The 24,424-nt window shown below is 69.8% G+C and carries 22 protein-coding genes; 10 read left to right on the top strand and 12 right to left on the bottom strand.

Features of this window, described 5'->3' with window-relative positions:
• Positions 1-58: 58 nt before the first annotated feature.
• From rhaS to OG417_RS21500, 4 genes are read right to left on the bottom strand one after another with little or no spacing between them, the layout of a single operon-like run.
• Complete coding sequence (gene rhaS / locus OG417_RS21515) at positions 59-1,129, bottom strand: rhamnose ABC transporter substrate-binding protein (RefSeq protein WP_329258854.1); 1,071 nt, start codon at positions 1,127-1,129, stop codon at positions 59-61.
• A 1-nt stretch (position 1,130) separates the two neighbouring features.
• Positions 1,131-2,153 carry an ABC transporter permease gene (locus OG417_RS21510; protein ID WP_329258852.1) on the bottom strand — a complete coding sequence of 341 codons (1,023 nt, stop codon included), beginning with the start codon at positions 2,151-2,153 and terminating at the stop codon, positions 1,131-1,133.
• Positions 2,154-2,175: 22 nt separating this feature from the next.
• Positions 2,176-3,195, bottom strand: a complete 1,020-nt coding sequence (locus tag OG417_RS21505; protein WP_329239665.1) for an ABC transporter permease — start codon at positions 3,193-3,195, stop codon at positions 2,176-2,178.
• Positions 3,195-4,706, bottom strand: a complete 1,512-nt coding sequence (locus OG417_RS21500) for a sugar ABC transporter ATP-binding protein (protein WP_329258849.1) — start codon at positions 4,704-4,706, stop codon at positions 3,195-3,197. The genes OG417_RS21505 and OG417_RS21500 overlap by 1 nt, the downstream gene beginning before the upstream one ends.
• 265 nt (positions 4,707-4,971) lie before the next feature.
• Between OG417_RS21500 and OG417_RS21495 the strand changes: the two genes are divergently transcribed.
• Entirely contained in the window at positions 4,972-5,970 is a 999-nt protein-coding gene (locus OG417_RS21495) for a LacI family DNA-binding transcriptional regulator (protein WP_329258847.1), read from the top strand.
• Between the two features lie 93 nt (positions 5,971-6,063).
• Here OG417_RS21495 and OG417_RS21490 read toward each other — a convergent pair whose 3' ends face one another.
• Complete coding sequence (locus OG417_RS21490) at positions 6,064-6,714, bottom strand: TetR/AcrR family transcriptional regulator (protein WP_329258845.1); 651 nt, start codon at positions 6,712-6,714, stop codon at positions 6,064-6,066.
• A gap of 102 nt (positions 6,715-6,816) precedes the next feature.
• Between OG417_RS21490 and OG417_RS21485 the strand changes: the two genes are divergently transcribed.
• From OG417_RS21485 to OG417_RS21470, 4 genes are all read left to right on the top strand, one after another.
• Positions 6,817-7,467 (top strand): CatB-related O-acetyltransferase, encoded by a 651-nt coding sequence (locus tag OG417_RS21485; protein WP_329258843.1) that lies wholly within the window; start codon positions 6,817-6,819, stop codon positions 7,465-7,467.
• Between the two features lie 38 nt (positions 7,468-7,505).
• On the top strand, positions 7,506-8,807 hold the full coding sequence (locus tag OG417_RS21480) for an erythromycin esterase family protein (protein ID WP_329258840.1): 1,302 nt from the start codon (positions 7,506-7,508) through the stop codon (positions 8,805-8,807).
• Between the two features lie 147 nt (positions 8,808-8,954).
• On the top strand, positions 8,955-9,725 hold the full coding sequence (locus OG417_RS21475) for a trypsin-like serine protease (protein WP_329258836.1): 771 nt from the start codon (positions 8,955-8,957) through the stop codon (positions 9,723-9,725).
• Positions 9,726-9,769: 44 nt separating this feature from the next.
• The gene (locus OG417_RS21470) at positions 9,770-10,453 is read left to right on the top strand and encodes a hypothetical protein (RefSeq protein ID WP_329258833.1); all 684 of its coding nucleotides are present in this window, start codon (positions 9,770-9,772) and stop codon (positions 10,451-10,453) included.
• A gap of 7 nt (positions 10,454-10,460) precedes the next feature.
• Here the strand turns inward: OG417_RS21470 and OG417_RS21465 are convergent, their stop codons facing one another.
• The 7 genes from OG417_RS21465 to OG417_RS21435 all read right to left on the bottom strand — a co-directional run bounded on the left by OG417_RS21465 (position 10,461) and on the right by OG417_RS21435 (position 16,740).
• Positions 10,461-11,753, bottom strand: coding sequence for a cytochrome P450 (locus OG417_RS21465; protein ID WP_329258830.1), 1,293 nt, complete (start codon positions 11,751-11,753; stop codon positions 10,461-10,463).
• 89 nt (positions 11,754-11,842) lie between these two features.
• Positions 11,843-12,265 carry a VOC family protein gene (locus OG417_RS21460; protein WP_329258827.1) on the bottom strand — a complete coding sequence of 141 codons (423 nt, stop codon included), beginning with the start codon at positions 12,263-12,265 and terminating at the stop codon, positions 11,843-11,845.
• Positions 12,266-12,305: 40 nt separating this feature from the next.
• Entirely contained in the window at positions 12,306-13,394 is a 1,089-nt protein-coding gene (locus OG417_RS21455; RefSeq protein ID WP_329258824.1) for a hypothetical protein, read from the bottom strand.
• The gene (locus OG417_RS21450; RefSeq protein ID WP_329258820.1) at positions 13,391-13,723 is read right to left on the bottom strand and encodes a cupin domain-containing protein; all 333 of its coding nucleotides are present in this window, start codon (positions 13,721-13,723) and stop codon (positions 13,391-13,393) included. The genes OG417_RS21455 and OG417_RS21450 overlap by 4 nt, the downstream gene beginning before the upstream one ends.
• Positions 13,724-13,733: 10 nt before the next feature.
• On the bottom strand, positions 13,734-14,378 hold the full coding sequence (locus OG417_RS21445; protein ID WP_329258818.1) for a TetR/AcrR family transcriptional regulator: 645 nt from the start codon (positions 14,376-14,378) through the stop codon (positions 13,734-13,736).
• Between the two features lie 9 nt (positions 14,379-14,387).
• On the bottom strand, positions 14,388-15,605 hold the full coding sequence (locus OG417_RS21440) for an acyl-CoA dehydrogenase family protein (RefSeq protein WP_329258816.1): 1,218 nt from the start codon (positions 15,603-15,605) through the stop codon (positions 14,388-14,390).
• Positions 15,606-15,696: 91 nt separating this feature from the next.
• Positions 15,697-16,740, bottom strand: coding sequence for a LacI family DNA-binding transcriptional regulator (locus tag OG417_RS21435; protein WP_329258813.1), 1,044 nt, complete (start codon positions 16,738-16,740; stop codon positions 15,697-15,699).
• Positions 16,741-16,888: 148 nt separating this feature from the next.
• Between OG417_RS21435 and OG417_RS21430 the strand changes: the two genes are divergently transcribed.
• From OG417_RS21430 to OG417_RS21410, 5 genes are read left to right on the top strand one after another with little or no spacing between them, the layout of a single operon-like run.
• Positions 16,889-18,298, top strand: a complete 1,410-nt coding sequence (locus OG417_RS21430) for an L-fucose/L-arabinose isomerase family protein (RefSeq protein WP_329258810.1) — start codon at positions 16,889-16,891, stop codon at positions 18,296-18,298.
• Positions 18,295-20,721 carry a glycoside hydrolase family 172 protein gene (locus OG417_RS21425; RefSeq protein WP_329258807.1) on the top strand — a complete coding sequence of 809 codons (2,427 nt, stop codon included), beginning with the start codon at positions 18,295-18,297 and terminating at the stop codon, positions 20,719-20,721. Before OG417_RS21430 ends, OG417_RS21425 begins: the two co-directional genes overlap by 4 nt.
• Positions 20,718-22,274 (top strand): sugar ABC transporter ATP-binding protein, encoded by a 1,557-nt coding sequence (locus OG417_RS21420; protein ID WP_329258805.1) that lies wholly within the window; start codon positions 20,718-20,720, stop codon positions 22,272-22,274. Before OG417_RS21425 ends, OG417_RS21420 begins: the two co-directional genes overlap by 4 nt.
• Positions 22,267-23,400, top strand: a complete 1,134-nt coding sequence (locus OG417_RS21415; protein ID WP_329258802.1) for an ABC transporter permease — start codon at positions 22,267-22,269, stop codon at positions 23,398-23,400. The genes OG417_RS21420 and OG417_RS21415 overlap by 8 nt, the downstream gene beginning before the upstream one ends.
• The gene (locus OG417_RS21410; protein WP_329258799.1) at positions 23,397-24,392 is read left to right on the top strand and encodes a substrate-binding domain-containing protein; all 996 of its coding nucleotides are present in this window, start codon (positions 23,397-23,399) and stop codon (positions 24,390-24,392) included. Before OG417_RS21415 ends, OG417_RS21410 begins: the two co-directional genes overlap by 4 nt.
• The last annotated feature ends 32 nt before the right edge of the window (positions 24,393-24,424 follow it).

Raw genomic sequence — 24,424 nt, 5'->3', positions numbered from 1 at the left:
GCACGGAAGAACGCTCCGCACCGGGGCGGGGCCGCCGGCCCCGCCCCCGCGCCGAGGGTCAGAAGTGGTAGTTGTCGATGTTGTTCTTGTCGAAGACGGTCGGCGGGCCGAGGATGACCTCGCCGTCCTTGCCGATGGTGCGGGAGCCGAGCTTGCCGGCCTTGAACGTCTCGCCCTGGGCGCCGGTGATCTGACCGGAGACGAGCGCCGCCGCGGCATACGCGGCGAGGTAGCCGAGGTTGCCCGGGTCCCACAGCTCGAACTTGTGCACGGTGCCGTCCTTGACGAACTTGCGCATCTGGTTCGGCGTGCCCAGGCCGGAGACCTCGACCTTGCCCTTGTACTTGGAGGAGGACACGTAGCGGGCCGCGGCGGCGATGCCGACGGTGGTCGGCGCGATGATGCCCTTCAGGTCCGGGTAGGCCTGGAGCAGACCCTGGGTCTGCTGGAAGGACTTCTGGTCATCGTCGTCGCCGTAGGCGACCTTCACCAGCTGGATCCCGGAGTACTCCGGCTTCTTCAACTCCTCCTTCATGAAGCTGATCCAGGTGTTCTGGTTGGTCGCGTTCGCGGTCGCCGACAGGATCGCGATCTTGCCCTTGCCGCCGATCAGGTCGGACATGACCTTGATCTCACTGCGGCCGATCTCTTCCGAGCTCGCCTGGTTGATGAAGACGTCCCGGCACTCCTTGGCCGCGTCGGAGTCGTACGACACCACGGCGATCTTGCGGGACATGGCCTGCTTCAACGGCCCGCAGACGGCGTTGGGGTCGTTGGCCGCGATGAGGATCGCGTCCTGCCGCTGCTGGATCAGCGTGTTGAGGTAGGAGATCTGCGACGAGGCCGACGCATCCGACGGACCGACCTCCTTGGCCTGGGCGTAGAAGCCCTTCGCCGCGGCGATGCCGGCGTTGTCGACGATCGTCTCGTACGGGTTGTTGACCTGCTTGGGCAGGAAGGCGAGCTTGAGGTTCTGCTTGATCGGGGCGTTCGGGTCGGCCTTCTTCCCACTCGTCGCGGCGTTGCCGCCGTCCTTGGCCGTCGAATTCTTGGTCGTACCGCCGCACGCGGCGGCTCCCAGGGCGAACGCGGCCACGAGTGCCACGGCCGCCATTGGACGTTTCAGCATGTCAACTCCCTTGCGTGGAGGAGGAGGCGGTGAGGGACCCGCGGTGATGTCGTCGTGTCTCGCGTACCGCCGCCACGATCCGCGGCGTCAGCACGGAGACGATGAGGAGCAGGCCGGTGACGATGGACTGGATCTCGGTCGCGACGTCACGGAGCATGAGCAGGTTGCGGAGCAGGCCGATCAGCAGCACACCGGCGACGACGCCGCCGAGGGTGCCCTTGCCGCCGTCGAAGTCGACCCCGCCCAACAGGACCGCCGCGATGACGGTCAGTTCCATGCCCAGGCCGTTGTCGGCACGGGCGCTGCCGTACCGCAGCGTGTAGACGGCACCGGCGAAGGCCGAAACCACACCGGACACCACGAACAGCAGCAGCTTGATGCGCTTGACCCGGATACCGGCGAAGAACGCCGCCTCCTCCTGCGCGCCGATCGCGAACAACGACCGGCCCAGCCCTGTCGCGTGCAGGATCACCGCGGCGAGCACGGCCAGCACGATGAAGAGCGCGAAGGGGTACGGGATCGGGGTGCCGGGCACCGTCTTGGTGGCCAGGTCGGCGTAGTTCTGCGGGAACTCCGCCACCGCCTTGGTGCCCAGCACGACGTAGGCCAGCCCACGGTAGAGCGTCATCGTGCCGATGGTGACGGCCAGCGACGGCAGCCCGAGGCGGGTGACCAACAGCCCGTTGACCAGCCCGGCCACCACACCGATCACCACAAGCAGCGGGATGATCGTCTCGATCGCCCAGCCGGCGTCCCACAGCGCGCCGAACACCGCGCTGGACATGCCCAGCACCGACGCGACCGACAGGTCCACCTCCGCCGCCACGACCAGCAGCGTCATCGGCAGCGCGATGAGCGCGATCTCCGATAGATCATCCAAAGCGAAGGACAGGTTGTCGGTGGTGGCGAAATCCGAGCTGCCGAACGCGCCGCCGACAAAGACGACGATCAGCAGGGCGGTGACGATGACGTCCCAGCGGACGAACCGGGTCAGCGGGCGGGGCGCCTCGATGCTCGGTCGCACGGCCGCATCCTTCACGGGGGCTTCAGGCGCCATGGCGGGCGTTCCTCCTTCGCAGCGCGCGGGTGACACGCAGGGACAACAGACGGTCCACGCTGATCGCCAAAAGCAACAACAGACCGGCGATGGCGTCCTGCCAGAAGGAATTGACCTTCAACACCACCAGCACACTGCCGATCGTGGTCAGCAACAACGCCCCCAACACCGCCCCGTACACACTGCCCAGACCACCCACGATCGCCACCCCACCCACGACGACCGCAGCGACCACCTTCAACTCCCACCCATGCGCCGCATCCGCCACCACCGTGCCGAACCGCGCCAGCCACAACACCCCCGCCAGCCCGGCCAGCACACCACTGACCACATAGGCCGTCAGGATCCGCTTACGGATCGCGATCCCGGCCAACCGCGCCGCATCGGGATTCGAGCCGATCGCGTAAAACTCCCGCCCCGAGGGGAACGAGCGCAGGTAATACCCCACCGCGAGCATCACGATGATCGTGATCAACGGCAGGTACGGAACCCCCAGCACACTGCCGCTCCCGAGCTCCAGCAGGGAAGAAGGCACATCAGCGGCGTTGATCTGCTGCCCGTGCGCCCAGTAATAATCCGCCCCCTGGATCACATACAAGGTGCCCAGCGTCACCACCAGCGCCGGGACCTTGAAGAAGCTGACCAACACCCCGTTGACCAGCCCACACACCGCACCGATCACCACGCCCACGACAAGGACCACCACGATGTTGCGGTCGTGGCCGAGCACGAACTTGCCCGAGGCGAAGGCCACCAGCCCCACCACCGACCCCACCGACAGATCGATGTTGCGGGTCACCACCACCATCGTCTGCCCGACCGCCAGCAACGCCAGAATCGAAGCGTTCAAGAAGATGTCCTTGACCCCCTGCTGGGACAGGAACGAGGAATTCGCCGCGGTCGTGACGACCACCAGCACGACCAACGCCGCGAGAATGCTCAACTCCCGCGCCCGCAGAACGGTGTCGACGAGCCGGCGCCCACCCGCGTCAACGGTCACGGCCGCCATCACGCCGCCTCCTGCCGGGCACGACCGGTCGCAGCGGCCATCACACTCTCCTCGCTCGCCTCATCCCGCGGGATCTCGGCGGCCAGCCGCCCCTCATGCATCACCAGCACCCGATCGGCCATACCGAGCACCTCCGGCAGATCAGAGGAGATCATCAACACCGCCAGCCCCTGACCGGCCAGCTCCGACAACAACCGGTGCACCTCCGCCTTGGTGCCCACATCGATCCCCCGGGTCGGCTCATCGATGATCAACACCGACGGCTCGGTCGACAGCCACTTGGCCAGCACCACCTTCTGCTGGTTACCACCGGACAACACCCCGACCGCGTCGCTGAGGCGCGCGTACTTCAACCGGAGCCGGATCGCCCAATCCGCCGCCCGATCACGCTCGACCTTCCGGGAGATCACCGGACCCCGCCGCAGCGACCGCAGCGTGGTCAAACCGATATTCCGCTCGATCGAGCCGTCCATGACCAGCCCCTGCTGACGCCGATCCTCCGGCACCAACGCGATACCCGCCGCCATCGCAGCCGTCGGGCTACCACCCGGCAACCTGACCTCGCCGACCATCACGGTCCCGGCGTCATAACGATCGACACCGAAAATCGCCCGAGCCACCTCACTGCGCCCGGCACCGACCAAACCGGCCAACGCGACGATCTCCCCCGCACACACCTCGAAGGACACATCCGTGAACACACCCTCACGAGTCAGCCGCGACACCTCCAGAACGGGATCGCCGAGCGTGGCCTCCTGCTTCGGATACAACGTGTCGAGTTCCCGGCCGACCATCCGCTGGACCAGCTCATCCGGCGTAAGGTCATCGACCATTTCCGTGGAGACGTACCGCCCGTCGCGCAGGGTCGTCACCCGCTGACACAGCTCGAAGATCTCCTCCAACCGATGAGAGATGAACAACAACGCACAACCCTGACCCTGCAAAGTCCGGGAGACCGTGAACAACCGCGCGACCTCATTCCCCGACAACGCCGCCGTCGGCTCATCCATGATCAACACACGCGCCTCACGCGAAATCGCCTTCGCGATCTCCACGATCTGCTGATCCGCAATCGACAGACCCCGCGCCGGACGATCCGGATCCAACACCACACCCAACCGCTCGAACAGCTTCGCCGTCTCCGCACGAAGCCGACGCCGATCGATACGACCGAACCCCGCCCGCGGCTGACGCCCCATGAAGATGTTCTCCGCCACCGACAGATCCGGGAACAACGTCGGCTCCTGATAGATCACCGCAACACCCGCCTGCTGCGCATCACCAGGACCGTGGAACTCCACAGGACGGCCGTCCAACAACACCCGTCCCTGATCAGGCCGATACACACCCGCCAGGGTCTTCACCAGCGTGGACTTACCCGCCCCGTTCTCCCCGGCGAGCGCGTGAATCTCTCCGCCGCGCAGGTCGAGCGACACGCCCCGCAGTGCCTGGACGGCGCCGAACGACTTGCCGACGTTGTCCAGCGCGAGGATCGCGGCCGGCTCGCTCATGCTTCGCTCCCGGAAGGTGAACGATGTAAAAACGTTTTAACGAAGTTGACCCGGGACGCTAAGTCTGGCCGGAGGATACGTCAAGGGGGCGATCCGGCATCCGATCCCCTCCTTCTCGCACAATTAGGCCTCTGAGCTGCGGTTATGGCATATAGATAACGAGAAAGTCACCGTCGGTGGCGGAGCGGCGGCTTCGGTCCGGCCTGGTTGACACGTTTTAATTGGTTCGCTTTAGTGAACGCCACCGGCTGGAGGAGGCGCGGCGATGGTGACCGTGGGCATCAAGGAGGTCGCGCGGCGGGCCGGCGTGTCTCCCGGCACGGTGTCGAACGTGCTGAACCGCCCCGAGCGCGTCGCCGCCGCGACCCGTTCGCGCGTCGAGCAGGCCATTCGCGAACTCGGTTTCGTACGCAACGGCTCGGCCTCCACCCTGCGTGCCGGGCAGAGCCGGGCGATCGGCCTGGTCGTGCTCGACGTCGGCAACCCCTTCTTCGTCGAGGTCGCCCGCGGCGTCGAGGACGTCGTCAGCGACCGCGACCACGCGGTCATCCTGTGCAACTCCGGCGAGTCCTTCGAGAAGGAGGCACGCAACCTGCGGGTCCTGGCCGAACAGCGGGTCCGCGGCGTCCTCATCACGCCGGCCGGCGACGACGTCTCCGGCCTGGGGCGGCTCCGCGAGCGCGGCGTCGCGGTGGTGTTCGTCGACCACTCGGCCTCCGGCGACGTGTGCTCGGTCGCCGTGGACGACGTCGCCGGCGGCGAGCTCGCGGTGCGCCACCTGATCGAGAACGGCGCGCACCGGCTCGCGTTCGTCAGCGGTTCGAAGGCGATACGCCAGTGCGGCGACCGGCGGCGCGGCGCCCTGCGGGCCCTGGAGACATCCGGGCTTCCGCCCGGCACGCTGGCCGACGTCCTCGTCCCGGAGATGAACGCGCACGGCGGTCAGCTCGCCGCCCGTACCCTCCTCGACGAGGGCCTGCCGGACGCCGTGTTCTGCGCCAACGACCTGCTCGCCCTCGGCGTGCTGCGCGTCCTGCTCCAGGCGGGCGTGCGCGTCCCGGAGGACGTCGCGCTCATCGGCTACGACGACATCGAGTTCAGCTCGGCCGCCGCCGTACCGCTCAGCTCGATCCGGCAGCCGACGTACCAGCTCGGCAAGATCGCCACCGAACTGCTGCTGGACGAGTGCGACGACCCGGACGGCCACGCACACCAGCAGATCATGTTCCAGCCCGAACTGGTCGTCCGCGAATCGAGCGGCTGAGGTGACTCCACCCACGCGTGCACGCGCGGGCTTCCTGCAGGCGTGGCCAGGCCACGTCGCAGAGGGCCGGCCCGGCCCTGTTGAGGATGTCCGTCAGGTGTCGTCGTCAGGCGGGGGCCCGGCGAAGGCGCCGGCGAAGGCAGCGAGGGCGGCGGTTCCGGCCGCATGGTCGGGCAGGTTCGGGTCGGGTGCCGTGCGGAGAAGCACCAGCTGGTGATACACCGGCGCGGTGGCGGCGATGAGCAGTCGCCGAGCGTCGGTGTGCGGCGGGAGCTCGCCGCGCCCGATGGCCCGGCTGACGATGACCTCGCAGCGGGCGTACCGGTCCTCCCAAAGCCGCTGTTGGGCCTGGTCGGCCTTCTCGGAGCGGAACGAGGCGGCGATCAAGGCTGCGACGATCGGCGGCAGTGCGGTCAGGGCCTCCTGAATCTCGTGGTTCAGTGCCGCCAGGTCGCCTTTGAGCGAGGCGGTGTCCGGTGGCTGCCAGCCGTCGTCGCTCGCCGCGTCGAGGACGTCGGCGAGCAGGCCACCGACGTCACCCCAACGCCGGTACACCGTTGCGCGGTGCACGCCCGCGCGGGCGGCGACGGCGTCCATCGTGAGCCCGTCGTAACCGTGTTCGCCGAGCTCTGCGAGGACCGCGTCGTGTACCTGCGCACGAATACGTGCGGTACGGCCACCGGGGCGGCGTCGGGCCGGTGGCGTCGGACGGGTGTCCTCCGGTCGTGCTGCTGTGGGAGTCATCGCTGGTTATCCGGTTGCTCAGCGGGACGGTGTCATGCCAGCATCTTAATGCAGCATTTGTCGCACTAGTGGACACCCTTTCAGGAAGAGAAACGACTCGTCATGCCGCCTGTCCCCGCCGACCCGACCGTGGTGCATCCAGTACCCGGGCAGCCGCGTGTGGTCCTGTTGAAGCCGCTGATCACCTCGCCGCTCATCGAGGTCGGGGAGTTCTCCTACTACGACGATCCGGACGATCCAACCGCCTTCGAGACCCGTAACGTGCTGTACCACTACGGGCCCGAGAAACTGGTCATCGGAAAGTTCTGCGCGCTGGGTGAGGGTGTGCGATTCATCATGAACGGCGCCAACCACCGCATGGACGGCCCCTCGACGTTCCCCTTCCCGATCATGGGTGGTTCGTGGGCCGAGCACTTCGACCTCATCACCGGCCTGCCCGGGCGGGGCGACACCGTGGTGGGCAATGATGTCTGGTTCGGCTACCGGGCCATGGTGATGCCCGGCATCCGCATCGGCCACGGAGCGATCATCGCCTCCGGTTCCGTCGTCGTCGACGACGTTCCCGACTACGGCATCGTCGGCGGCAACCCGGCCAGGCTCATCCGCCGCCGCTTCGGCGACGCGGACATCGACCGTCTCCTGGCCCTGGCCTGGTGGGACTGGCCGCTCCAGCACATCACCGAACACATCCCCGCGATCATGTCCGGCGACATCGGCGACCTGGAGAACGCGGCGCCGATCACTCCGCAGTGATCCGTCCACCTTCCAGCACGGAGAGTCGCGCCACCAGCATGCCCGCCTCGTCCCACTACGACCGGTTCGCCGACCGGCTTCGCTCCCATGCCATCCCGCTCACCCACCTCGACCCTGAGGCACCGCTCGATGACCTGGAGCCGCTGCGCGGCATCATCGGCGGAGCCCGCGTCGTCGCGATCGGCGAGAACTCCCACTTCATCAACGAGTTCGCACTCATGCGCCGGCGCATCCTTCGGTTCCTGGTCGAACGCTGCGGCTTCACCGTGCTGGCCTTCGAATACGGCTTCAGCGAGGGCTTTCCCCTCGACGCGTGGGTCCAGGGCGAGGGCGCGGAGGACGATCTGTCGTCCCACCTGGCCGCGGCGATCCCCGTGGGACTCGCCGAGCCACTGCGCTGGATGCGCCGACACAACCGCGCGGCCTCGCGGCCGGCGCGTTTCGCCGGAATCGACATCCCGGCGGCCGGTGGGTCCTTGCTTCCCGCCCTGGCCCCGATCGCCGACTATCTGCGCCGGATCGACCCCGAGACCCTACCGGCGGTCCAGACGGCGATGCGGATCGCCGAATCGTTCGCCGGCGAGTCCGGGGCCGTGGCCGCGCCCGCCTGGGCACGCCTGGCCACCGCCGACCAGGATGCTCTCAGCGCGGTCCTGATGCGCCTGCTCATCCGGTTCCGTTCCGTCGAACCGCTCTACGTCTCCCGCGGCGACCAGCAAGGCTACGACATCGCCCTGCGGCGTCTCGAAGGCGCCTGCCACGCGGACTACACCTTCCGCGCCATGGCCGACCTTTTCGCCGGCGGCGGCCTCACCGCCGATACCTCGGCCCGGGACCTCTACATGGCCGGGTCGGTCCTGTGGCACCTGGAGCACCTCGAACCCGGGACCCGCGTCGTGCTGGCTGCCCACAACGCCCACATTCAGAAGTCACCGGTCTCCTTCGACGGCCACCTCACGACGCTGCCGATGGGACAGCACCTGCACAGGGTCCTCGGCGATGAGTACTTCGCCCTCGGCCTGACGAGCACCGCCGGGCACACGGCGGAGATGCGCCGCGACGAGAACACGCGCTTCGGCTTCGTCGTCGAAGACACCGCTCTGGAGCCTCCCGAGCCGGGAAGCATCGAAGCCGCCTTCGCCGACGCCGACCTCGGACTCGGCATCGCGGATCTCCGCCGCGCGCACCGCGAGCCCGCCGACGGCGCCGGCCGCGCCCCCGGTCCCAGTCCCGACCGCATCCGGCTGCAAAGCGCCTACCTGCATGTCCCCGTCCTCGACGCGTTCGACGGCATCCTCAACACCTCGACCTCCACCGTGGCCGACGACGTCGAGGGCTGAGAGCCCGACCGGCGATGCCGAGAACCGGAGGTAGGTCCGTGGTGCGGTGTCCTGGTGGAACAGGAGAAGGTAGATCTTTTACTCTTTCGCATCTTAGTCGGTAACTTCCCTACACATCGCGTGACCTGCGGCATTAAGGTGCATGCCATGCGTTTTGTCCCCCTTGCCGCGATCATTGCTGCCCTGATCGCGGTGGTTCCCTCCCCCGCATCGGCGATCACCAACGGCATGCCGGACGGTGAGACGCACCCGTCCGTGGGCGCGATGGTCAACGCCAAGCCGTATCCCGACGGCACCTGGTCGTACTGCACCGGCACCCTGATCTCGCCGACCGTCTTCCTCACCGCCGCCCACTGCGGTGAGAAGGACCAGAAGACCGCGATGGTCTCCTTCTCCAGCCACTACCAGCTCGGGTCCGGCGTCTACATCGGCCGCTACAAGGCCGACCCCGAGTACGCCGAGAAGTCCGACTCCCACGACATCGCGGTCGTCGTCTTCAGCACGCCCATCGCCGGGATCAAGCCCGCGCGCCTGCCGACCGCGGGCCTGCTGGACCGGCTCCAGGCCGACGGCACCCTGGCGAAGTCGTCCTTCACCCCGGTGGGCTACGGCTCGGCGCTGCCCACCGACGACGGTAAGACGCTCCACTACTCCGACACCCGCCGCCGTACGTCGATCTCCTTCGGCAACCTCACCCGCACGTGGCTCAAGCTGTCGATGGACTCCGCGAAGAAGGACGGCAGCACCTGCTTCGGCGACTCGGGCGGTCCCAACTTCCTCGGCGGGCCGACCTCCGACCTGATCGTGGCCACCACGATCAGCGGTGACGACGACGCGTGCCGGACGGCCAACCTCGACTACCGGCTCGACACCGCGACGGCGCGGGCGTTCCTCGGCAAGTACGTCGCTTTGCCCTGACCGGCCCGTCGCGGAAACCGGCGGGCACCCGCGATCATGTCGTCATGGGTTTCCTGGTCTTCCTGCTCATACTGCTGTTCGTCATGGGTGTCATGGGCGCCGGGATCACCGTGCTCTTCCGCGCCCTGCGGACCGCGCAGATCAAGGCCGAGCGACGTCGCCGGGACGCCCTCTACGCCTGGACCATGGCGAGCGGATGGCGGATGCACGAGGGCGACGCCGCCACCCGCTGGCGGCCACGGCTGGCGCACCTGCGGGGGTTCCGGATGCGGCGGCTGGCGTACGGGACCATCGGCGTGCTGCCGGTGACCGCCGCCGACTGCCGGTACGAGACCACGACCACCAACGCCGAGGGCCAGGCGCAGACGACCGAGGTCAATCTGTCGGTGTTCGTCGCGGCGCTGCCGGGCGCGTGGCCCGAGATCTCCGTCGGCAACCGCCGCCTGGGCTCACGGATGGTGCGCGCCCTGGGCGGGCATTCGGGGGTCGAGATCGGACACCCGGGGTTCGACCGGCGCTTCCGCGTGGAGACGGCCGACCCGTACGCGGCGCGGACGCTTCTGTCGCCCGCTCTCGTCGACGCGCACCTGCACGGCAGGGCGCCGAACTGGAGCATCAGCGGCGGCGAGCTCATGGTCCTGGAAACGGGGCGCCTGACGCCCGAGCGCATCCCGCCGGGCGTCGAACGTCTCCGCTGGCTCGCGGCCGTCCTCGGCGTACCGAGCTGAGCGGCGGTCAGGCCGGAGGGGTGAACGCGCAGGGCAGCCGCTTGTAGCCGTTGATGAATCCCGACAGCAGGCGGTCGGGTTCGCCGGACGCGTGGATGTCCGGGAGCCGGGTGAACAGCTCCTCCAGCATGATGCTGATCTCCCGGCGGGCCAGGTTGGCGCCGAGGCAGAAGTGCGGTCCGGGGCCGCCGAACCCGACGTGGGGGTTGGGCGTACGGGTGATGTCGAAGGTGTCCGGGTCGGTGAAGACCGCCTCGTCGCGGTTGGCCGCGTTGTAGAACAGCAGCACCTTGTCGCCCGCGCGGTACGTGTGCCCGTTCATCTCGTGGTCGCGCGTCACGTTGCGGCGCATGAAGATGACCGGCGTGGCATAGCGGACGATCTCCTCCACCGCGCCGCCGATCCGCCCGTGGAAGTCCTCCAGGAGCAGCCGCCGCTGCTCGGGGAAGTCGGTGAACAGCTTCAGCGCGTGGCTCAGGGCCGTACGCGTCGTCTCGTTGCCGGCCACGACGAGCAGCAGGAAGAACGAGCCCAGCTCACGCGTGGTCAGCCGCTCGCCGTCGACGTTGGCGTTGACGAGCGCCGAGGTCAGGTCGTCGGTCGGGTTCTTGACGCGCTCGCGGCCGAGGCGGGCCGCCAGGCGGTGCAGGTCGCGGGCCGCGCGCACGATCCGGAACAGCGCGCGGGCCATCGTGAACCGGTCGATCCGGTCCGGGCTGACCCCGGTGTACTCCTCGTCGGAGTTGCCGAGGATGACGTTGGTCCGGGCGATGACCCGGGCGTAGTCGCGCTCGGGGATGCCGAGCATGTCGCAGATGACCTCGACCGGCAGTCGCACGGCGACCTTGGCCACGAAGTCTCCGGGCCCGGATTCGATCAGCTCGTCGACGATGCGCACGGCGCGCCGGCGTACGTCGTCCTCGGTCTTGGCGAGCATCTTCGGCGTAAAGGCACGGGAGACGACCCGGCGGATCTTGGCGTGCCGGGGGTCGTCCATGTTGATGAGCGAACCGAAGTATCGCCCCATGTACGCCGGGAGGTCGGGGATCGTGGTGGCGCTCGGCTCACTGCTGAAGACGTCCGGATGGCGGCTCGCCTCGCTCACGTCGGCGTGCCGTACGAGCGCCCAGTACCCCTTGCCGGCCGGCACGAGCGGCACGGACAGCTCGGGAAAGAAGACCGGATGCTCCCGCGCACGCAACGCCGCGAAGGCGGCCATCCGCTCGTCGAGCGGGCGCGCCCAGAAGTCCAGGTCGGACAGGTCGAGATCTTCGAGTCCGGGGGGCGACTCGGTCGTCATGCGACACCACCCATGTAAGCGACCAGTTACAGTGAAGCACATCCGGCCGGCGGGGAAAAGGCCGCGCGACGGTCGCCCCCCTTCCGGGGCTACTTGGCGAACAGCTGTGACTCGTCGGCGAACGCCTTGAACTCCAGCGCGTTGCCCGCCGGGTCGCGCAGGAACATCGTCCACTGCTCCCCCGGTTCGCCCGCGAACCGGACGTACGGCTCGATGACGAACTCCACGCCCGCGTCCCGCAGCCGCCCCGCCAGCGCGTGGAAGTCCTCCGGCGGCAGGATGAGGCCGAAGTGCGGCACCGGCACGTCGTGCCCGTCGACCGGGTTGCTCCCCGCGGAGCCCGCCGTGCCCGGCACCCGGTGGGTGACCACCTGGTGGCCGTAGAAGTTCCAGTCGACCCACACGTCCGACGAGCGCCCCTCGGGCAGGCCGAGCACGCCGCCGTAGAAGGCACGGGCGCGTCCGATGTCGTCCACCGGTATCGCCAGATGGAACCCAGGACGTACGCTCATGCGTGTTTCCTCCTCATCCGTGGTGACACGCCCGAGTCTTTCATCCTCCCTTGGCGGCTCGCGCGGCGGCGGCGAGGTCCGGCAGGGCGCTCTCCGGGACCAGCGACAGGTTGTACAGCGCGATGTCGGCCGCCCCCACTCCCATCAGCGCGCGGACGTCGTCGGCCAGGCGGCCCTCGGTGCGGTCCGGGCTCCAGTTCAGCGACGCGAGCAGCGGCCGGTCGCCGGCCAGGGCCGCCAGGCCGCCGTACCGGGCGGCGAGCGCGTCGCCGGCCAGCGTTCCGCAGCCGACGCCGACCCGGTCGGCCGGTGCGAACGCGTCCGGGCCGGAGCCCTGGAGCGCGGCCATGTCCGGGTCATCGAAGATCAGCGGGCGGACTGCCGTGTCGTACTCGTGCGCGGCGGCCGCGGTCGCCTCCATGACGCGCCGCACGCCGTGCGCGCGCACCGTCCGCAGCGTCGGGGCGCCCTCGCCGGCGAGCGCCAGGGCCCGCAGCTCCGCCGGGTCGTGGCCGAGCTCCTCCATCAGCCGTACGCAGGCGCCACAGAAGCACTGCCCCGCCAGCGCCCGCGCCATCCCGGTCAGGGGCGCCAGCTCGAGCGAGATGACGTACGACGGGTCCCACGCGGCGTACAGCGCGGACTCCAGCTCGACCACGTCCGGGGAGAACCGGGCGCACACGTCGGCGACCAGCGCGGCGGCGTACTCGACCACGTCCGGGTGGCTCGGGCACAGCGCGTGGATCGTGGGCGTGCCGTCGAGCGTGCGCGCGGCGAGTTCGGGGTGCGCGGCCACCACCGGGTCGTCGTGCAGCACGACCGTCCACGCGTGGAAGGCGAGGCCGTGGCGCGGCGCCTCCTCCCGCAGCTCACGCAGGGCGGTGGTCTCCTCCTCCCCCGCGACCGTGAGCGGCCGCAGCCGCCCGTACCGATCCTCGCCGGGCGGGAAGTAGGTGATCCCGGGCGGTGAGTGCCGTACGACGCCGTGACGAGCGAACCAGCGGCGCGCCGGATGGTAACGGACCGCCACCGCGATCGCGTCAGCGCCGAGCCCGGCGGCCAGAGCGCACAGCTCGGCCGGCCCGGTGAGCACGGCGTCTTCCGGGTAGCAGAAGACCTGGACACTCACGTCTTGGCGACGGTCAGCAGGATGACGGAGTTCTCCAGGGCCTCCAGGCCGTGTCGCACGTCGGGGATGATCAGCAGGTCGCCGGTGCGCGCCTCCCACGAGTCGGCGTCGGCGGTCAGGCGGACGCGGCCCTGCAGAACGTACAGCGTCGCGTCGCCCGGGCTCTCGTGCTCCGACATCGACTGTCCGGCGGTCAGTGCGATGGCCGTCTGCCGCAGCGTCCGCTCGTGACCGCCGAAGACGGTCTCGGAGCTGCGTCCCGTGGTGTCGGCCCCGGCCCGGGCCGCCAGCTCGCGCGCCAGGGCCTCCAGTGACATCTTCCTCTGCATGACGCCAGTCTTACAGTGCCGTCACGGACGGCGGCCAGACCCCCGGGTTCCCGGCGCGGCGCAGGCCGTCGAGGAACAGGGCGACGTAGTACCGGCCGACGTCACGGGGGCCCAGCGCCCCGTCCGGGTGCCACCAGGTGCTGATCTGATGTACCGCCCCGAACAGGAAGTTGACCGCCAGGTCGGCCGGCGCGTCGGTCCGGAACGTCCCGTCCCGCCGGCCCTCCTCGACCAGGGCGCGGAACCGCTCGTGGTAACGCCGCCGCTCCGCGCGTACGGCCCGGCGCTTGTCCTCTGGCAGCAGGTGCATCGAGCGGAAGAAGACGGTCAGCTGGTCCAGGTGGGCGCAGCTCGTCTCGATCACGTCGAGGACGGCGTCGCGCAGCCGCTCCTCCGGGGTACCCGGGCCGCCGGCGATCCGGTCCAGGCGTTCGGTCTGCAGCGCGAGCAGGCGGTGGTAGATCTCATACAGCAGGTCGTCCTTTGCCGCGAAGTAGTGGTACATCGCGCCCTTGGTGACGCCCGCCGCCGCGACGATCTCCTGCACCGAGGTGTTCTCGTAGCCGTTCTCGGCGAACAGGCGCGTGGCCGCCTCGAGCAACCGCTCCGGCAGCGGCCGCGCCCGCCCGGGAACCTCCGCCGTCCCCTGCGCCATCCGTGCCGCTCAGCGGTTCCGGTACGGGGCGAGCTCGCGGCGGGCGATGGAGCGCTTGTGCACCTCGTCCGGCCCGTCCGCCAGGTGCAGCGTGCGCATGCCGGCCCACAGCTCGGCCAGCGGGAAGTCCTGCGACACTCCTCCGCCGCCGTGCGCCTGGATGGCGCGGTCGATGACCCAGTTCGCCATCTCCGGCACCGCCGCCTTGATCGCCGAGATCTCCACGCGCGCGCCCTTGTTGCCGACGGTGTCCATCAGCCACGCGGTCTTGAAGACCAGCAGCCGGGCCTGCTCGATGCGGATGCGCGACTCGGCGATCCAGTCCTGGACGACACCGTGGTCGGCGATCGGGACGCCGAAGGCGACGCGTGAGGTGACCCGCTCGCACATCAGCTCCAGCGCGCGCTCGGCCATGCCGATGGCGCGCATGCAGTGGTGGATGCGGCCGGGTCCCAGGCGCTCCTGGGCGATGCGGAAGCCCTCACCCTCGCCGAGCAGGATGTTGCCGACCGGCACCCGGACGTTGTCGAAGCCGACCTCGGCGTGCCCGCCGTGGGTGCCGTCGTCGTAGCCGAAGACCGTGAGGCCGCGCTCGACCGTGACGCCGGGGGTGTCCTTGGGCACGAGGACCATGCTCTGCCGCCGGTACGCGGGCCCGTCCGGGTCGGTGACGCCCATCACGATGAAGATCTCGCACTCGGGGCTGAGCGCGCCCGAGGACCACCACTTGCGCCCGTTGAGGACGTACTCGTCGCCGTCGCGCTCGATGCGCAGGGAGATGTTCGAGGCGTCGGAGGAGGCCACCGCGGGCTCGGTCATGCAGAACGCCGAGCGGATCGCCCCGTCCAGCAGCGGCTCCAGCCACCGCTGCCGCTGCTCCTGGGTGCCGAACATGGCGAGGATCTCCATGTTGCCGGTGTCGGGCGCGGCGCAGTTGAGGGCGACCGGCGCGATCTTCGGGGACCGGCCCATGATCTCGGCGAGCGGCGCGTACTGCAGGTTCGTCAACCCGGCGCCGTACGGCTCGTGGGGCATGAAGAGGTTCCACAGGCCGCGCTTGCGCGCCTCGGCCTTGAGGTCCTCGATGACCGGCGGCGTCGACCACGGGTCGGTGCGCTCGGCGGCCTGGGCGGCGTAGACCGGCTCGGCCGGGTAGACGTGCGCGTCCATGAACTCCAGCAGCCGGTTCCGGTAGTCGCCGGTCGTCGCGTCGAACCCGAAGTCCATGCCGTTCCTCTCCACCGCGAATGCCGTACATACCGACCAGTCGGTATGGGGTCACGGTAGGTGGGGCCGCCGGCGCCCGTCAACGGCCGGGTCAGGTGCGGATCGAGCTCTCCCGGACCTTCAGCTCCGCGGCCAAGGTGATGTGGCGTTCGGGGAACGACTCACCGCTCACTCGCCTGAGCAGGAGCTCCGTCGCCTGCCGGCCGATCTCGTACGTCGGCTGGCTCACCGCGGTTATCTGTGAGCGCAGGCTCAGCGCCGGCATCATGTCGTCGAAGCCGACCAGGGCGATGTCGTCCGGGAAGCGCACCCCCGCCGTGTCGAGCGCGTCCACGGCGCCGATCGTCATCAGGTTGTTGGACACGAACAGGCCGTCCGGGCGGTCGGGCAGGGCGAGCAGCCGTTCGGTCGCCTCGCGGCCTCCGTCGATGCGGAACTCCCCGCTCACCACGAGCTCGCGCGCCGACGGCAGGCCCGCCGCCCGCAGGCCCGCGCGGTAGCCCGCCAGCCGGCCGGCGCCGGTCGTGGTGCCCAGGCGGCCGGCGATGAAGCCGATCCGGCGGCAGCCCTGCTCGACGAGGTGGAGCGTCGCCTCCTTGGCGGCCCGGTGGTTGTCGACCATCACCCAGTCGACGTCGGCGGTCTTGAGCCGCCGGTCGATGGTGACCACCGGGATGCCGCGCTCGGCCAGCACGTCGATGGAGGTCTCGGTGGCCGAGGCGGGCGACAGCAGCACGCCCGCCATCCGCTCGGCGGCGGCCACCTCCAGGTAGCGCTGCTCCTTGCGCAGGTCCTCGTCGGCGTTGGCCAGCACCACCGAGTAGCCGGCCGCGCTGGCGACGTCCTCCACGCCGCGGACCATCGCGGTGAAGAACGGGTTGGTGATGTCGGAGATGATCACGCCGAGCACGGTCGTCGCCCGGGTGCGCAGGCTGCGGGCCTGGCTGTTCGGGCGGTAGCCGAGGGCGCGCACGGCGGCGAGCACGCGCTCTTTGAGATCCGGCGAGACCGTCTCGGAGGTGTTCAGCACGCGCGACACCGTGGCGGGCGACACGCCCGCCGTCCGCGCGACCTCCCGGATCGTCACCTGCGCCATGTGCCGGTCCCCCTCCTCGCCACCCGGAACATTGTCCACGGTCACCCGGATGCCGGGGGTTGACAGGTCCGGAAGCCACGATCTACGTTCCGAGAAATCGATTTCAGAAATCGATTTCTCGATGACTCTACCGCACCCCGGCGCCCGATCGGAGAAGGCGGCCGGGACGTCGAACCGGAGGTCACGCGTGGCGCGAATCGGTCTTCTCAGCATGTCGGACGGGCGTGACTTCGTCGCGCGCGACGTCGCCGACCATGTGGGCGAGTCGACACGGACCCTCGCCGAGTTGCTGCGGGCGCACGGGCACGAGGTGATCACCGCCCGTGACGTCATCTGGACCAACGAACTCGCCACCACCGAGGCGCGGTGGGTGGCCGGGCAACGGCCCGACCTGACCATCTTCAACTATCCGGTGTGGGCGTTCCCGCACTTCACCATGCTCGCCGCGGACGCCACCCCGGGCCCGCTGCTGCTCGTCGGCAACATCGACCCGCAGTACCCCGGCATGGTCGGCATGCTCGCCGGCGGGGGCGCGCTCGACCAGGCCGGCCGCGTCCACTCCCGCGTGTGGGGCGACCCGGAGGCCATCACCGGCCGGATCCTCACCAGCGTCCGGGCCGCGACGGCCGTGACCGGCCTGCGCGGCTCGACGTTCGGCCGGATCGGCGGCCGGCCGATGGGCATGTACACCGCCACCGCCAACACCGACCAGTGGATGCGCCAGTTCGGCGTCGACGTCGAGGAGATCGACCAGTGGGAGGTCGTCCGCCGCGCCGAGAACGCCGACGCCTCCCGCGTCGCGGCCGGGCGTGACTGGCTGGAGAAGCACGGCAACGTCCACTACGACGGCAAGCAGCTGACGCCCGAGCTGCTCGAACGCCAGATCCGCTCGTACTACGCCGTGCGCGAGCTGATCGACGAGTGGAACCTGGATTTCTCCGGCATCAAGGGCCAGCCGGAGCTGACCACCCACTTCGCCACCATGGACGTCACCGAGGCGTTCCTCAACGACCCGTACGACTGGGAGGGCCCCAAGGAGACCCACGTCACCGCGACCGAGGCCGACATGGACGGCGCGCTGACGATGCAGATCCTCAAGCTCCTGTCCGGCGACCCGGTGCTGTTCGCCGACGTGCGCCACTACCACGCCGACAAGGACGTGTGGGACCTGTGCAACTCGGGTCAGCACGCGACCTGGTACGCCGCGCGCTCGGCCGACCCGGCGGAGAACCTCGCAAAGGTGCACTTCCACCCGGAGGTCTTCTACTTCCCGGCCGGAGGCGCGTCGGTGCAGCACCTCGCCGCCCCCGGCGAGATGACGTTCGCGCGCCTCACCCGCTACGACGGGCGGTACCGGATGCACGTCATGCGCGGCGCCTTCGAGACCTACGACGACGCGATGAACGAGGCGATGATGCGCCAGTCGACGTACGAGTGGCCGCACGCGTTCGCCCGGCTGCGCGTGGACAGCGAGGAGTTCCTGTCCCGGTTCGGCGCCAACCACATCCACGCGGTCCCCGGCGAGTACGTGGCGGAGCTGCGTGCCGTCTGCGAGCTGCTGTCCATCGACTTCGACGGGTTCGGTGACCTTCGATGAGACCTCACCTGAGACGCCTCGCCGTCCTCCTCCTCGCCGCCGGCGCGCTGACCGGCGTCACGACCCACGCCCAGGCGGCCCCCGCGAACGCCAAGGGCCCGGTCGGCTGGGACGTCTACCGCCACCCCGAGCGGCTCGCCCGGCTGAGCACCGGCGTGCAGACCAGACAGTTCTCCAGCTTCGACCGCACCGGCGGCAACAACGACGGCTTCGACGGGACGTACTCCTGCCTGCGCACCACCGCGGACGGCTGCGTCATCGCCGAGCACGACGGCGCCGGCGAGGTGGACGCGATCTGGTTCACCCGCGACAACGGCGACGTGCGCGCCACCGGCGACATCACCATCACCCTCGACGGCCGTGACGTGGTGCACGCGTCGCTCCAGGACCTGGTCGACGGCAAGGTCGGCGCGCCGTTCGTCAACCCGCTCGTCGCCAACGCCGACCAGAGCTCCGGCGGAGTGTACGTCGAGGTGCCGATGCCGTTCCGGCACTCGATGCGGATCACCACCGACAAGAACCCGATCTTCTACCACGTCACCTACCGGGCCTTCGCCGACGACGCCGGCGTGCGGACCTTCGACCCCTCCGACAAGGCCACGGACGTCATCGCGAAGCTGAGGGCCGCGGGCACCCGGGACCCCAAGGCACCGCTGCCCGGCGCCCGCACCCGCGGGACCGCGCTCCACCTCGCGCCCGGCGCGACCGCGACGCTGGCGCGCGAGGCGGGCCCCGGCGAGCTGTCGGCCGTACGGCTGACGCTGCCGCAGGCCGAGCAGGTCACGCCGCACAACGTCGAGGACGAGGGGCGTGCCTTCGGCGCCGGTGGTTCGAGCACCTTCACCGTCAAGGTCGACCCGGCCAACACGGGCGTACGGCTGACGCGCCGCTACGACCCGGAGATCGGCCACCAGCGCGCCACGATCTCCGTCGACGGCCAGGCCGCCGGACAGTGGGGGCCGACGGAGCCCCGGGGCGCCGGGCAGTGGGCCGAGGAGTCGGTCGAGCTGCCGGCGAGCCTGACCGCCGGGAAGTCGCAGCTCACCATCGAGAACACCTTCGTCTCCTCCGACCTGGACTACAACGAGTTCACCTACTGGGCCGACAGCCACGTCGGCGGCTCGCTCACCCGTACCGACACGGTCGACGTCGGCGACACCGCGGACGAGTCCGCCCACGCGTACGCCATCACCGGCCAGACCTGGCAGGGCGACCGGGTGTTCGCCTACCCGCTCGGCGACGACGAGCTGGCCAGGCTGCACACCGCGCAGCAGCTCCTGCAGGGCCTGCGGGTGCGGATCACCTTCGACGGGAAGCGGACCGTCGACTCGCCGCTCGGGGAGTTCTTCGGCTCCGGCTTCGCGGTCGCGCCGGTACGGTCCCTGTTCACCGGCATCGACCCGGCCGCGCACTCCTACGCCGCCTGGTGGCCGATGCCGTACGGCCACGACGCGAAGGTCGAGCTGTACAACGGCTCGCCGCTGACCGTGACCGCCGGGGACGCCCAGGTCACCTCCGGGCGCCACGCGATGGCCGGTGAGGGCTACTTCCGCACGCAGTCCCGCGCCGGCGCCACCGAGAACGGCAAGGACTGGGCGTACCTGCAGGCCACCGGCCAGGGCAAGTTCGTGGGCGTCGTCTCCTCGATGCAGGGCCCGGCGTCGCGGGCGTTCCTGGAGGGCGACGAGCGCGTCTACACCGACGGCTCGCGCAGCCCACAGATGCACGGGACGGGAACCGAGGACTTCTACCAGAGCGGCTGGTACTTCAACCGCGACACCTACACCGAGCCGTTCAACGGCGACCCGGCGCACCTGACCGCCACGACCGGCTGCGCCGCCGGCTCCGACTGCACCGGGGCGTACCGGTTCATGCTGAACGAGGCGGTGCCGTTCGGCTCGGCGATCACCTTCGGCATCGAGCACGGGCCCGGCGACGACGTGGCGGCGAACTACTCCACGACCGCCTTCTGGTACGGCCGCGACTCCGCCGCGTCCCGGCGTACGGACACGCTGACCCTCGGCGACGCGGCGAGCGAGAAGGCGCACGGCTACACCGGGACCGCCCCGGTGACCAGCCTGAGCTCGACCTTCGAGGGCACGAACACCGCGCTCACCGCGAACGTCCGGCCCGCGACGGCGCCGGTCACCTTCCGGCTCGCCGTCGACCCGGCCAACAAGGGCGTCACGCTCCTGCGGACGAGCGACCAGAACACCCCCTACCAGCACGCGAAGGTGAGCGTGGACGGGCACGCGCTGCCGGACTGGCTCCAGCCCCTCGGCAACACCACCCACCGCTGGCTGGACGACACCTACCAGGTGCCGGCGAGCGTCACCGCCGGACGGCGCTCGATCACCGTCACCCTGACGCCGGACGGCCCGCCCTGGTCGGCCGCGTCCTACCAGGCCTGGAGCAGCCGGTGACCAGTGAAGTCGTGCTCCGGATGCGGGGCATCGGCAAGAGCTTCCCCGGCGTGCGGGCACTGTCGGGTGTCGACCTGACGGTGCACGCCGGGGAGGTGGCCGCCCTGCTCGGCGAGAACGGGGCGGGCAAGTCGACGCTGATGAACGTCCTGGCCGGCGTGCACGGCGACTACGACGGCGTCATCGAGGTGGGCGGGGAGGAGGTGGCGATCCACTCCCCCAAGGACGCGGCGCGGCACGGGATCGCCATGATCCACCAGGAGCTCAACCTCGTGCCGGAGCTGTCCATCGCGGACAACATCTTCCTCGGCCGGGAACCCCGCACCCGGTGGGGTACCCGCGACCGGTCCGCGGCGCACGCCCGTACCGCGGAGCTGCTGGCCGGCCTCGGCCTGCGGCTGTCCCCGCGCCGCCTGGTCCGCAGCTGCCGCATCGCCGAGCAGCAGCTCATCGAGGTGGCCAAGGCGCTCAGCAACAACGTGCGCATCCTCGTCATGGACGAGCCGACGTCGGCGCTGGCCGACGCCGAGGTGCACCGGCTGTTCGAGGTGATCCGCGACCTGACCGGCCGCGGCGTGGCCGTCATCTACATCTCCCACCGGCTGGAGGAGCTGGAGGAGATCGCCGACTCGGTCACCGTGCTGCGCGACGGCGCGTACATCGGACGGCGCGACATGGCCGGCACGACGCGGGCCGAGCTGATCCAGATGATGGTCGGCCGTCCGATGGGCGACCTGTTCCCCCGCGAGACCGGGGAGCACGGCGGCGGCGACGTGCGGCTGCGGGTCGAGGGCCTGTCGCTGCGCGCCGAGGCGGGCCGGTCGGCGCTGCACGACGTCGACCTGACCGTACGCGCCGGGGAGATCGTCGGGCTGGCCGGCCTCATGGGCGCGGGCCGCACCGAGGTGCTGGAGACCCTTTACGGCGCCCACCGGCCCTCGGCCGGGCGGATCGAGCTGGACGGCGAGCCGTACCGGCCGCGCTCGCCGCGGTACGCGATCCGGCGCGGCCTGGCGCTGGTCGCCGAGGACCGCAAGGCGCAGAGCCTCGTGCTCGGCAACACCGTCGCGTTCAACGCGAGCCTGGCGGCGCTCGGCCGCTACACCCGGCTGTTCGTGGACCGGCGGCGCGAGCGCGCCGCGGTGGCCGGGCAGGTGCGTGACCTGCGGGTGAAGACACCCGGGCTGAACGCGACCGTACGCAACCTCTCGGGCGGCAACCAGCAGAAGGTGGTGCTGGCCAAGTGCCTGCTCACCGAGCCGGCGCTGCTGCTCATGGACGAGCCGACCCGCGGCATCGACGTGGGTGCCAAGGCCGAGATCCACGCGCTGATGAGCCGGCTCGCCGGAAAGGGGACCGCCCTGCTGGTGGTCTCCTCCGAACTCCCCGAGCTGATCGCCATGTGCGACCGGATCCTCGTGCTCTGCGAGGGACGCCTCACCGGGGAGTTCCACCGCGACCCGGCGCACGGCCCGCCCGCGACCCAGGAGGACATCCTCGCCGCCGCGATGGCGCGCCAGGCCGTACTCGATCAGGAGACCGCTGATGCCTGACCAGACCGCGACCGAAGAGGAGACCGTGGCCGCGAAGGCCGGTGGCTCGCCGCCGCGACTGCGGACCCGGATGCGGCGGCTGCTGCCGGTGCTCGGCTCGCTGCAGGGCTACATCGGCCTGATCCTCGTGATCGTGCTGGGGCTCGCCACCAAGGGCGAGGTGTTCTGGAACCAGACCAACCTCACCAACGCGGTCGGCGCGTTCGCCTCCCGCGGCATCCTCGCGGTCGGCGTGACCCTCGTGATCCTCACCGGCGGCATCGACCTGTCGGTCGGGTCCATCCTGGGCATCGGCTCGATGGTCTCGGCCATGATGCTCGTCCACCACAACCTGACGCCCTGGGAGATCGTGCCGATCTGCATGCTCGTCGGGGCGTTCTTCGGGCTGTGCAACGGCGTCGGTACGACGTGGCTGCGGATCCAGTCGTTCGTGATGACGCTGGCGATGCTGTCGGTGGTGCGCGGGCTCGACCGGCAGTACTCCAACAACGTCAGCGTCGGCACGCAGGTGGTGGGCGACCAGGGACACCTGACGCCGCACTCGGCGCAGTTCCAGGACCTGGGCACGCCGGGGCACAACGTGCTGACCGGCGTCCTCGGCCAGGGCGTCTACTACCCCGTGCTCGCGCTGGTCGTCGTCTGCGTCGTGTTCCAGCTGATCCTGTCCAAGACGCGGTTCGGCCGTCACGTGTACGCGGTCGGCGGCAACGCGACGGCGGCCCGCCTCTCCGGCGTCAACGTGACCGCGGTGACCATCACCGTGTTCGTGCTGTCCGGGATGCTCGCCGGGTTCGCCGGGCCGATCGACGCGGCCTACAGCGCCTCGGCCGACCCGCTCGCCGGCACCTCGTACGAGCTGGACGCCATCGCGGCGGCCGTCATCGGGGGTACGAGCCTGGCCGGCGGCCGGGGCACGATCGTCGGCACGTTCGTCGGCGCGCTGATCCTCACGCTGCTGGACAACGTGCTGGGGCTCAACGCGGTCAGCGACAACTGGCAGCTCGTCATCAAGGGCCTGATCGTCGTCGCGGCGGTCGTCCTCCAGCGGCCCGGCTTCTTCGCCGCCGCTCTCACCCCGGTCAGACGCCTGATCGGATCTTCACCCCGAGAAGGAGACGAAAAGTGAGATCGTTGATTCGCCCGCTCGTGGCGGTCGTGGCGGTGGTGACCCTCGCCGCGGGCTGCGCGTCGAAGGCGCCGTCGAGCTCGGGCGGCTCGGGCACCGGCGGCAAGAAGCAGTTCGTCGTCGGCTACTCCCAGTCCAACAACGCGGAGCCGTACCGCGCGCAGCTCAACCTGCAGCTCGAGTACTTCATGAAGCAGCACCCCGACATGAAGCTGCTGCCGATCGCCGACGCGCACCAGTCGAGCGCGACGCAGGTCAGCCAGGTGCAGAACTTCATCCAGCAGAAGGTGGACGTGCTGATCGTCTCGCCGAACGAGCCGGCCCCGCTGACCGCGGCCGTGCAGCAGGCGTGCCAGGCGAAGATCCCGGTCATCATCCTGGACCGCAGCGTCAACACCGACTGCTACACCTCCTTCATCGGCGGCGACAACTACGAGATCGGCAAGCTGGCCGGGCAGGAGGCGGTCAAGCAGCTGCCGAACGGCGGCAACGTCGTCGAGCTGCGCGGCATCATGTCCGACCAGCCGCAGATCGACCGGGACAAGGGGTTCCGCGACGGCATCAAGGCCAACCCCAAGATCAAGATCGTCGCGGACCGCGAGGCGAAGTGGCTCAAGGACTCCGCCGTGCCGATCATGCAACAGTGGCTGAGCAAGTACCCCAAGATCGACCTGGTGTACGGGCAGAACGACCCGATGACGCTCGGCGCGTACCTCTCCGCCAAGGCGCAGCACCGGGAGAGCCAGATGAAGTTCATCGGCACCGACGGCCTGGCGATCCCGGACGGCGGCATCCGCGCCGTCCAGCTCGGCGAGCTGACCAGCACGTTCGTCTACCCGACCTGCGCCAAGGAGGCCGCCGACACCGCCTACGCCATCACGCACGGCAAGCAGGTGAGCAAGAAACAGGTGCTGCACACCACCCAGGTGACCAAGGAGAACGCGGCACAGCTCTACAAGCAGTACGACATGTCCGGGAAAATCGGCGGCTGAACGCGTGAACAGGGGGGCGCGGCCGTGCCGCG

Origin of the sequence: Actinoallomurus sp. NBC_01490, from assembly GCF_036227085.1 — a bacterium.
GTDB lineage: Bacteria > Actinomycetota > Actinomycetes > Streptosporangiales > Streptosporangiaceae > Actinoallomurus > Actinoallomurus oryzae.
This window is presented reverse-complemented; position numbering and strand designations above follow the sequence as displayed.

Excerpts from the sequence above, each read along its gene's own strand:
- rhaS (WP_329258854.1), bottom strand. The coding sequence starts at position 1,129 with ATGCTGAAACGTCCAATGGCGGCCGTGGCACTCGTGGCCGCGTTCGCC.
- OG417_RS21505 (WP_329239665.1), bottom strand. The coding sequence starts at position 3,195 with ATGGCGGCCGTGACCGTTGACGCGGGTGGGCGCCGGCTCGTCGACACC.
- OG417_RS21500 (WP_329258849.1), bottom strand. The coding sequence starts at position 4,706 with ATGAGCGAGCCGGCCGCGATCCTCGCGCTGGACAACGTCGGCAAGTCG.
- OG417_RS21495 (WP_329258847.1), top strand. The coding sequence starts at position 4,972 with ATGGTGACCGTGGGCATCAAGGAGGTCGCGCGGCGGGCCGGCGTGTCT.
- OG417_RS21490 (WP_329258845.1), bottom strand. The coding sequence starts at position 6,714 with ATGACTCCCACAGCAGCACGACCGGAGGACACCCGTCCGACGCCACCG.
- OG417_RS21485 (WP_329258843.1), top strand. The coding sequence starts at position 6,817 with ATGCCGCCTGTCCCCGCCGACCCGACCGTGGTGCATCCAGTACCCGGG.
- OG417_RS21480 (WP_329258840.1), top strand. The coding sequence starts at position 7,506 with ATGCCCGCCTCGTCCCACTACGACCGGTTCGCCGACCGGCTTCGCTCC.
- OG417_RS21475 (WP_329258836.1), top strand. The coding sequence starts at position 8,955 with ATGCGTTTTGTCCCCCTTGCCGCGATCATTGCTGCCCTGATCGCGGTG.
- OG417_RS21470 (WP_329258833.1), top strand. The coding sequence starts at position 9,770 with ATGGGTTTCCTGGTCTTCCTGCTCATACTGCTGTTCGTCATGGGTGTC.
- OG417_RS21465 (WP_329258830.1), bottom strand. The coding sequence starts at position 11,753 with ATGACGACCGAGTCGCCCCCCGGACTCGAAGATCTCGACCTGTCCGAC.
- OG417_RS21460 (WP_329258827.1), bottom strand. The coding sequence starts at position 12,265 with ATGAGCGTACGTCCTGGGTTCCATCTGGCGATACCGGTGGACGACATC.
- OG417_RS21450 (WP_329258820.1), bottom strand. The coding sequence starts at position 13,723 with ATGCAGAGGAAGATGTCACTGGAGGCCCTGGCGCGCGAGCTGGCGGCC.
- OG417_RS21445 (WP_329258818.1), bottom strand. The coding sequence starts at position 14,378 with ATGGCGCAGGGGACGGCGGAGGTTCCCGGGCGGGCGCGGCCGCTGCCG.
- OG417_RS21440 (WP_329258816.1), bottom strand. The coding sequence starts at position 15,605 with ATGGACTTCGGGTTCGACGCGACGACCGGCGACTACCGGAACCGGCTG.
- OG417_RS21425 (WP_329258807.1), top strand. The coding sequence starts at position 18,295 with ATGAGACCTCACCTGAGACGCCTCGCCGTCCTCCTCCTCGCCGCCGGC.
- OG417_RS21415 (WP_329258802.1), top strand. The coding sequence starts at position 22,267 with ATGCCTGACCAGACCGCGACCGAAGAGGAGACCGTGGCCGCGAAGGCC.